At 66.3% G+C, this 8147-nt stretch carries 8 protein-coding genes; 1 reads left to right on the forward strand and 7 read right to left on the reverse strand.

From position 1 onward, the window contains the following. The coding region (locus ACN0V4_RS21405; protein ID WP_417679932.1) for a CoA transferase at positions 1-2003 on the reverse strand (2003 nt) is incomplete at its 3' end. A gap of 141 nt (positions 2004-2144) precedes the next feature. Further along, a complete protein-coding gene (locus ACN0V4_RS21410) occupies positions 2145-2840 on the reverse strand; it encodes a TetR/AcrR family transcriptional regulator (RefSeq protein WP_417679934.1) in 696 nt (231 codons plus the stop codon). Positions 2841-3066: 226 nt separating this feature from the next. On the opposite strand from ACN0V4_RS21410, the gene ACN0V4_RS21415 reads away from it, so the two are divergent. Next, positions 3067-3861 carry an enoyl-CoA hydratase gene (locus tag ACN0V4_RS21415; protein WP_417679936.1) on the forward strand — a complete coding sequence of 265 codons (795 nt, stop codon included), beginning with the start codon at positions 3067-3069 and terminating at the stop codon, positions 3859-3861. A gap of 62 nt (positions 3862-3923) precedes the next feature. On the opposite strand, the gene ACN0V4_RS21420 is transcribed toward ACN0V4_RS21415, so the two are convergent. The 5 genes from ACN0V4_RS21420 to ACN0V4_RS21440 all read right to left on the reverse strand — a co-directional run. Next, a complete protein-coding gene (locus tag ACN0V4_RS21420) occupies positions 3924-4622 on the reverse strand; it encodes an ABC transporter ATP-binding protein (protein WP_417679938.1) in 699 nt (232 codons plus the stop codon). Beyond that, positions 4615-5379: an ABC transporter ATP-binding protein gene (locus ACN0V4_RS21425; protein WP_417679940.1), complete on the reverse strand. Its 765-nt coding sequence runs from the start codon at positions 5377-5379 to the stop codon at positions 4615-4617. Before ACN0V4_RS21425 ends, ACN0V4_RS21420 begins: the two co-directional genes overlap by 8 nt. Beyond that, a complete protein-coding gene (locus tag ACN0V4_RS21430) occupies positions 5372-6370 on the reverse strand; it encodes a branched-chain amino acid ABC transporter permease (RefSeq protein ID WP_417679942.1) in 999 nt (332 codons plus the stop codon). Before ACN0V4_RS21430 ends, ACN0V4_RS21425 begins: the two co-directional genes overlap by 8 nt. A 2-nt stretch (positions 6371-6372) precedes the next feature. Beyond that, on the reverse strand, positions 6373-7296 hold the full coding sequence (locus ACN0V4_RS21435; RefSeq protein ID WP_417679944.1) for a branched-chain amino acid ABC transporter permease: 924 nt from the start codon (positions 7294-7296) through the stop codon (positions 6373-6375). A 174-nt stretch (positions 7297-7470) separates the two neighbouring features. Further along, positions 7471-8147, reverse strand: a 677-nt coding sequence (locus tag ACN0V4_RS21440; protein WP_417679946.1) for a MarR family winged helix-turn-helix transcriptional regulator, incomplete at its 5' end; no start/stop codon positions are given.

Here is an 8147-nt window from a genome sequence, read left to right on the forward strand (position 1 = left end):
GCCTGCAGGGCCGCGGCGGCCTCGGCGGCGGGCTGCCGGCCCGACCAGGCAGCGATGGCGGTCTCGATCTCATCCTCGATGGCACGGCGATCGGCGGGATCGGCAGGGCGGGCCCAGTCGGGGCGCCCGGTCGGCCGCGCCAGCGCGCGCCAAGTCTGCGGCCCCTCCACCGCAAGGGCAAGCCAGCTGTCGGTCCCCGCAGCGGGAAAGATCCCGTGCGGTACCATGCCGACATGACGGTTGCCGATCCGCGGCGGTTCCGCTCCGGTGGCGCCGCGGGTCAGCAGGGCGGCGCCGGCAAAGGGCAGCAGGGTTTCGATATGGCTGAGGTTCAGCCACTGACCGCGGCCGCCGTTTTGCCGGTGATAGAGCGCTGCCAGCAGCGCCGCCGCGCCATAGAGTCCACCCACCGGATCGCCATAGGCGATATGCCCCATCACCGGCGGCTCGTCCGGCTGGCCGCGAAAGCTGGGCAGCCCGGCCCCCTGTTCCAGCGTCGAGCCATAGGCGCGGGTCTCCGACAGCGCGTTGCCCGCCCCATAGGCCGACATCGACACCATGATCAGATCATCGCGCCCGGGGCTCAGATCCTCCCAGCCCATGCGCAGTTTCTGCATCACGCCGGCCGCGTGATTTTCGAACACCACGTCGGATTGCGCCACCAGCCCAAGCGCCAGATCGCGCCCTTCCTCGGTGGTCAGATCAAAGCTCACGCTCTTCTTGCCGCGGTTGACGGCGGCGAAGCGATAGCTTTCCTCGTATTGCTTGCGGGCGATCGCCTCTGGGGTCCACTGCGTGGTGCGCCACCAGTCGGGATATCGCCCGGCTTCGATCTTGATGACCTCGGCGCCCAGATCCGCCAATATCCGCGTCGCCAACGGCCCGGCCCAGCCCATCGAGAAATCCGCGACCCTGAGCCCGGCGAGGATCGCGGTGGCGTCGTCGGTCTCGGCCAGGCGGCGGGGGGGGGGAGAATCAGGCCCCGCCGGGGCCGCCACACGCAGCGGCGAGGCGGGAGCGCGCAGCGGTCCCCGTCTGCTGGCCACCTCGCGGAGCGCCCCGCGTGCGGCAAAGACCGGATGGGCCAACAGGGCGCCGGCGTCGGGGACTTCGACCAGGGGAATTTTCCGCGCCCGCGCCTGTGCCGCCCAATCCGCCGCCGTGCGCGCGGCAAGCTTCGCGTCATAGATCGGCTCCAGCTCGTCCTGACGATGTTCGCGCTGATAGATCGTGGCGAGCGTCGGGTCGGCAGCCAGCTCGGGCATGTCGAGCATGTCGCAGAAGGTCTGCCATTGCGCCGGGGTGATGATCGTCATCCCCACCCAGCCCTGCTTGCAGCGGTGAATCCCCACCGGGCTGGTGGGCGAGAACCGGTTGATCCCCAGCCGTGGCACCGGGCGGCTGAGCAGATGCACGTCCGCCGTCTGCAATTCGCCGAGGATCATGCAGGCCTCGAGGATACTGACCTCCATCTGCCGGTGCCCCTCGGGGGCGAGCAACCCGATCAGCGCGGCGATCGCGCCTGTCGCCCCACCCAGCAGCGCGGATTGCAGGTCGCCCAACTGGCGAGGTGGGCCGTCGACCGGGCCGGCCGGATGGATCATCCCACAGAGCGCCTGCGCGATCAGATCGCAGCCTTGCCAGTCGGCGGCGGGCCCGGAGCGGCCGAACCAGGACAGGTCGATCGTCGCCCGCCGTGGCCTTGCCGCGATCTCCAGCCTCGGGGCACTTTCTCCCAGGATCAGCAGATCCGCCCCGGCGATGGCCCGATCCAGCCCGGCCGCCGCCAGATCGGCCTTGCCCGCGTTCAACCAGGCATCGACCAGACCGCGGCTGCGCCGATCGCCGGGGATTTCCTCGCGTTCGGCCAGCCTATCTCCGGCCGCGTGGCGGGCCACCTGCGCGCCCAGATCCGCAAGAATGCGCCCGCACCAGGCCCCGCCCGCGCCGCCGCCGATTTCCACCGCCACCACCCCATCGAGCGGCCCCGCTGCTTTCGTCATTCCATCCTCCTCCCAACGACGCGCGCCGGACCCTCCCGTGGCGGTGCGCAATCATGGTCAGCCTATCCTGACATCTGTCAGGACTCAAGCCGCAGGACAGTGGCGGCCGCGATCGCGGCCCGGGCGGCAGGCGCTGCCGGGTCAGGACTGGGGTTGGCTGGGTGTGTCGTCGGGGATCGGGGTCTCGATCAGCTCGCGCACCATCGCGGCGACACCGGCGGCGATCACGCGGATGAATCGCTCTTGCGGAATCCCCTTGTTCAGCCAATCCCGCATCGGGCCGAAAGAGGCCTGGAACACCAGGAAGTTGGCCAGGATCTCCAACTGCCCATCAGTGATCTCTTTGTCGGTGCGGCGCTGCAATTCGTCCGCAACGTCTTTCATGTTGGCGATCTCGCGGGCGTGCATGGCCTTGCGATCCTCCTCCAGCATGTAGGGGACCGACCGATAGACCAGCAGCGTGCCCTTGCGCTTGGTCGTCCAGGTCGCCTGGAAATAGCGGATCAGCGCCTCTTCCAGAGACAGGCTCTGATCCTCGAGGATCTCGGGCAGCGAGGGCACGTCGCGCCGGAACCAGACCTGATTCATCAGCCGCCGCATGATGTCGTTCTTGTTGGCGATGTAATCGTAGATGCTGGCCTGGTTGATGCCAGAGCGGGCACAGATGTCGCGGATCGTGGTCGAGGCAAAGCCCTTTTCCAGGAACAGTTCCAGCGCGGCATCGCAAATCTGCTCGCGCCGCTTCTGGACCAGGTCGGCGTTCTGGACGCTGTTGATCTCGGCCTCTTCCAGCAGCTTGTCCCGCACGGCGGACACCCGCCGGTTTGGTTGGCTCACGGTCAAAGGGCACCTCCTTTGGAACTCCAGCCCGCAGGCAAGTTTACGTGGGGCCTTGCCCCCGTACAACGGCCAAATCTCTGGCCGGGCGGCTTGGTTCGCCGCGCGACGGCTTGACCCGATTCTGTTCGGTCTCTAACCTGACATATGTCAGTCTCATCGGAATGAAAAGGCGCAGAGGCGCGATTTTCCCGTGTGCAACAGGACTTAGTTGGGAGGAGCCAGCATGACGGACGTATTGATCAAGGACCTGCGGGACGGGTTGCTGATCCTGAAGATGAACCGGCCCGAAAGCCGCAACGCCTTGAATCCGGAACTGACGCAGGCGCTGTGCGAGGCGACTGCCAGCGCCGCCGAAGACCCGGCGGTGCGGGCGGTTCTGCTGACCGGATCGGCCGGGCATTTCTGCGTTGGCGGTGATGTGAAGGCGATGAATGCCGGCAAGGGGCGGGAGATTTCGCTGGGCGAACGCATCCACGCGCTGCGCGAGCGGATGACCGCGTCGCAATATCTGCATGAGATGGCGAAACCCACCATCGCCCTGATCGAAGGTTCCTGCGCCGGGGCGGGCCTGTCGCTGGCGCTGGCCTGCGACCTGCGCATCTGCGCCGAGAGCGCCAAGATCACCACCGCCTTCGCGAAGGTCGGATTGTCGGGTGATTTCGGGGGAACCTGTTTCCTGACCCGGATGCTGGGGGCGGCGCGGGCGCGGGAACTCTATCTGCTGTCGCCGGTCCTGTCCGGCCGCGATGCCGCCGAACTGGGGCTGGTGACGCGCACCGTGGCCGATGATGCGGTCTGGGCCGAGGCGATGGCGGTGGCGCAATCGCTGGCGGTGGGGCCGACGCTGACCCTGGGACGGATCAAGCGGAACATCGCCCTGGCCGAAGGTGGCGGATCGCTGGGGGACTGTTTCGATCAAGAAGCACGCAATCACATCCTGTCGTCCACCACCAACGACCATAAGGAGGCCGCCGCCGCCTTTGTCGCAAAGCGCAAACCGGTTTTCATTGGCACCTGAGACAGGCCGCGCTGCCAGCCGGTCCCGCGCCGCTCCTGCGGAGCAATGCGGGACCGGCCGGATCAGGCCTGCAGGTAGCGCCGCTTGATCGTCTCGTCCGCGGTCAGCTCGGCCGAGGTGCCGGTCCAGGGCGTGCGCCCCTTTTCGACGATCACATGGCGGTCGGCGAGCTTCAGCAGCGACTTGATGTTCTTGTCGATCAGCAGGATCGACTCGCCCTCTTGCTTCAGCCGGGCGAGGCAATCCCAGATCTCCTGCCGGATCAGCGGCGCCAAGCCCTCGGTCGCCTCGTCGAGGATCAGCAGCTTGGGGTTGGTCATCAGCGCGCGGCCGATGGCCAGCATCTGCTGCTCGCCGCCCGACAGCTCATCCCCCATATTGCTGCGCCGCTCCTTGAGACGCGGGAAAAAGCCATAGACGCGCTCCAGCGTCCAGGCCGGCTTGCCATCGCGCGACGCGGCGGTGGCGATCAGGTTCTCCTCGACGCTGAGCGAGGGGAAGATGCGCCGCCCTTCCGGCACCAGCCCCAGACCCCGCTGCGCGATCCGATAGGAGGGCTGGCCGGTGACCGGCCTGCCGTCGAACGACACCTGGCCGGCTTGGGTCGGTAGCATGCCCATGATCGTCCGCACCGTGGTGGTCTTGCCCATGCCGTTGCGGCCGAGCAGGGTCACCACTTCGCCGCTGTCGATATGAAAGCTCATGTCGAACAGCACCTGCGCCGGCCCGTATCCGGCCTGAAGATTTTCGACCCTAAGCATGGATGTCCTCCAGTTCGTCACCCAGATAGGCCGCGATGACCTCGGGGTGGTCGCGGACCTCGGCCGGGGTTCCGGTCATCAGGATACGCCCGTAGATCAGCACGGAAATCCGATCCGCCAAGGCGAAGACGGCCTCCATGTCGTGCTCGACCAGCAGCATCGGGAACCGCCCCTTGAGCCGGTCGAGCACCTGAACCAGACGCTCGGTCTCTTCCGGGCCGGTGCCGGCCATGGGTTCGTCCAGCAGCAGCATCTTCGGCTCCATCGCCAGCGCCATCGCCAGTTCCAGCGCGCGTTTCTCGCCATGCGACAGCCGGGCGGCCGGGACATGCGCCCGGTCTTCCAGCCCGACCTCGACCAGGGCCGCCAGCGCCGGTTCATTCAGCGCCGCCTCGGTTCCGGCCCGGCCGAAGAACCGGAAGCTGGAGCCGCGCCGCGCCTGCACCGCGATGGCGGTGTTTTCCAGCGCGGTGAAGGCCGGCAGCACGGAGGTGATCTGGAACGACCGCGCCAGCCCGTGCATCGCCCGGGTATCGGGGCCGGCATGGGTCACGTCGCGGCCGGCAAAGAAGATGCGGCCGCTGCTGGGTTTCAGAACGCCCGAGATCTGGTGGATCAGGGTGGTCTTGCCGGCCCCGTTGGGGCCGATCAGCGCGTGCATTTCCCCCGGCAGGATATCGAGGGTGACATTGTCGGTGACCTGCAGGCCGCCGAAATTCTTGCACAGGGCCTCAAGTCTCAGCACAGGGTCAGTCACGTTCCGCCCTCCCAAAAAGCCGGTTGCCGATGCCAATCAGCCCACCCGGCACGAACAGGACCGCCAGCACCAGCAGCGGGCCGAAGATCATCTTCCAATGTTCGGTGATGCCGGCCAGCCATTCCTCGAGGATCAGGAAGACCGCGCTGCCGATGATGGCGCCGATCAGCCGCCCGGTGCCGCCGAGGATGATCATGATCAACAGCTCGCCCGAGCGCTGCCAGGACATATAGGCGGGGCTGACGAAATTGGTCGCATTGGCCAGCAGAAAGCCCGCCAGCCCCGCCATCATCCCCGCGATCACATAGGCGGTGAGCTGGAAGCGGAAGACCTTGAAGCCGATCGTCGCCATCCGGGTGGGGTTCTCCTTGGTGCCGCGCAACGCCCGGCCGAACCGCGAGGCGACGATGCTGCGGCACAGCAGATAGATCCCCAGCAGGCTGAGGAAGACCAGGTAATAGAGCACCCGGTCGTTTTCCAGGATGTCCCAGCCGGCGATGGTGCTGCGGTCATAGATGGTCATCCCGTCGTCGCCACCGTAGATCGACAGCGAACTGGCGGTGAAGAACACCATCTGCCCGAAGGCGAGCGTGATCATCAGGAAATAGGCGCCCTTGGTCCGCAGGCAGATAAAGCCCGAGATCAGCGCGAAAAGCCCCGAGGCGGCCAGCGCCACCGGCAGCGCGATCAGCGCGTCGCCGACCCCATGCGCCGACAGGATGCCGACGGCATAGGCGCCGATGCCGATGAAGGCCGCATGGCCGAAGGAGGTCATCGCCCCATAGCCCACCAGCAGGTCGAGCGACAGCGCGGCGATGGCGAAGATCATGATCCGGATGGCGATGCCCAGCAGATAGGTCTCGGCCCCGAAGGTCGACAGGATCGGGATGACGGCAAGGCAGCCGAAGATCACCACCGGCAGGACGGCGGCGAGGGATCGCGGCGTCGCGGCGGCGATGCCGACGGCGGTGGTCTGGTCGATATTCGCCATGGCTACCTTCCCTTCGCCGGAAACAGGCCGGACGGGCGGATGAACAGCACCGTCGCCATCAGCAGATAGATCAGCATCGAGGCCAGCGCCGGGCCCACCGTGCGCGCGCTCGACGACGACATGAAGAGCCGCAGGATGTCGACCGCGAAGGCGCGGCCCAGCGTGTCGACCAGCCCGATCAGCAGGGCGGCGATGAAGGCGCCGCGGATCGAGCCGACGCCGCCGATGACGATCACCACGAAGGCGAGGATCAGGATGCCGTCGCCCATGCCGGGTTCGACCGACAGGATCGGGGCGATCATGATACCGCCGAAACCGGCCAGCATGGCGCCGAAGCCGAAGACGATCATGAAGAGCTTGCGGATATCGACCCCGAGCGCCGAGACCATATCGGCGTCGGTGGCGCCGGCGCGCACCAACATGCCGATGCGGGTCCGGGTGACCAGAACGTAAAGCAACAGCGCAACCACCAGCCCGGCGCCGATGATCACCAGCCGCCACACCGGATAAAGCACCCCGGGCATCAGCTCGACCGAACCCGACAGCGCCTCGGGCACCGGCAGCGACAGCGGCGCGGCGCCCCAGATCAGCTTGACCGCCTGATTGAGGAACAGGATGATCCCGAAGGTCGCGATCACATGGTCCAGGTGGTCGCGGTCATAGAGATGGCGGAACACCAAGAACTCAAGCAGCAGGCCGAACACCAGCGCCGCGGCCAGCGCAAGGATCAGCGCCAGAACGAAATTCCCGGTCAACCCGAAGAACATCACCGCCAGATAAGCCCCCAGCATATATTGCACGCCATGGGCGAGGTTGATGAAATCCATCACACCGAAGACCAGCGTCAGCCCGGCGGCGATCAGGAACAGCAGGATGCCGAATTGCAGACCGTTGAGGGTCTGGACGAGGAACAGAGCAGTATACATCGGCCTATTCCCCTGCTGCGGCGCGACGTCTCGGCGTCGGCACCTCTGATATGGAGAGGCTCGGGGTTATCGAAGATTTTCCTGGCGCTTCGGTCGCCGGTGTCCGGCTGTCCCTCATGATTGGCCCGTGGTCCGGGTGGTGTCTGCGTGTTCCATCTTTCCCCCTGTTCGGTACTATGGATCGAGTTTTGGCTCCGGCCGATCGTCTGGACCGGGCTCGTTCTTGTCCGCCGCCTCCTGAGGCTCGCGGATATTCAGGATGATGTGCCGCAGGGTGCCCAGGAAGTTGTCGACTTCCGTTTCGGACAGTCCGGCGAGGCATTTCTCGTTGGTGGCGATGACGAAGGGCAGCACCTGCTCCAGCTTGGCCTCGCCCGCGGGGGTCAGCGACAGCACGACACTGCGCCGGTCCGACTTGCGCTGGGTCTTCAGCACCAGCCCCGCGTCGGTCATCAGCCGCACGGTATGGGTCAGCGTGGTGCGATCGACGCCGGCGGCGTCCGAGAGGAACTGCATCGTGCAGCCGGGCCATTCCTTCAGAACCGCCATCACCCGCCAGCGCGGATAATCGACATCATGGGGCGCCAGGCTTTGGTTCAATTCGCGGCCGCGATGCAGCACGATATAGGTGAACCAGTAGAAAGGATGCTGTTCGAGCGAAAAGGTTTCTGTCCTCAATTCGTCTTCTTTGGGGTGGTTATTCAGGTTGCTGTCGGGCAATGCACCGGCTCCGTTTTCCAGATCTGTCTGCCGGGCGTGGCGGGGAAACGCCGCGCCTGTGATGCCGACCTCTCTACGGCGGCCCGGGCCTTGAAGAAAGTGCACCCGCCGGGGGTGGCGCCGATAGGATT

The sequence above is a fragment of the Pseudodonghicola sp. genome (assembly GCF_048268305.1).
Classification (GTDB): Bacteria; Pseudomonadota; Alphaproteobacteria; order Rhodobacterales; family Rhodobacteraceae; genus Pseudodonghicola.